The sequence below is a fragment of the Cryobacterium sp. Y50 genome, from assembly GCF_002929805.1.
Lineage (GTDB): Bacteria > Actinomycetota > Actinomycetes > Actinomycetales > Microbacteriaceae > Cryobacterium.
Window position 1 is genome coordinate 1 of the sequence record NZ_PJJM01000003.1, and the last position, 1,139, is coordinate 1,139.

Here is a 1,139-nt window from a genome sequence, read left to right on the forward strand (position 1 = left end):
CTAGTGTCTTGCGTCGTAAATTCATTGGTTAAGTGTTATGATGAGTCATGTCGCGAACTGGACGCCCAAAGACTGAGCTGATTCTGACCGATGAGGAGCGGGAGCAGCTCTTGCGCTGGTCGCGGCGGCCGACGTCTGCGCAGGCGTTGGCGTTACGGTCCCGGATCATCCTTGGCTGCGCCGAGGGCCTAGATAACACGTCGGTTGCCGCGCAGGTGGGCTGTTCAACGAACACGGTCAGTAAGTGGCGTGCCCGTTTTGTGGCATCTCAACTGGACGGGCTAATGGACGAGGCACGGCCCGGGCGACCGGCTTCGATCAGCGCGGACCAGGTCGAGGAGGTGGTTGTGGCGACGTTGGAGTCGACGCCGAAGAACGCGACGCACTGGTCGAGGGCGAAGATGGCCGAGCGAAGTGGCCTATCGAAGTCCACGATCGGGCGTGTCTGGAAGGCGTTCGAGCTCAAACCACACCGGCAGAACGGGTTCAAGCTCTCCAATGATCCGCTGTTCGTGGAGAAGGTCTATGACGTTGTCGGCCTGTATCTGAACCCGCCGGAAGCGGCCGTGGTCTACTGTGTGGACGAGAAGACGCAGGTCCAAGCGTTAGCGCGGTCGCAGCCGGCGTTTCCAATGATGCCGGGCATGCCGGAAAAGCGCACCCACGACTACATGCGTCATGGCACGACCAGCCTCTTCGCTGCCTTCAACACCGCTGACGGCAGCGTCATCTCCAGCATTCACCGTCGGCACCGCTCGATCGAGTTCCAGAAGTTCTTGAACAAGATCAACGCCGACGTCCCGGACGAGTTCGCCGTGCATTTAGTCTGCGACAACTACAGCACCCACAAAAGCCCCACGATCAAACGCTGGCTCGAAGCTCATCCCCGTTTCACCATGCACTTCACCCCGACGTATTCTTCCTGGATCAACCAGGTGGAGCGCTTCTTCGCCTACGTCACGGCCGATCTCCTCCAACGCTCAGACCACCGCAGCGTCCAAGCGCTCGAAGCCGACGTTCGCAACTGGGTGAAAGCGTGGAACGAAAACCCGAAGCCATTCATCTGGACCAAATCCGCGGAACAAATCCTCGAATCCCTCAAACGACTTCTACAACGAACTTCCGACGCAGGACACTAG

General features: G+C 59.3%; 1 protein-coding gene. It reads left to right on the top strand.

Features of this window, described 5'->3' with window-relative positions; translation table 11 throughout:
* Positions 1 to 47 precede the first annotated feature (47 nt).
* A complete protein-coding gene (locus tag CXY73_RS00020) occupies positions 48 to 1,139 on the top strand; it encodes an IS630 family transposase (protein WP_104176379.1) in 1,092 nt (363 codons plus the stop codon).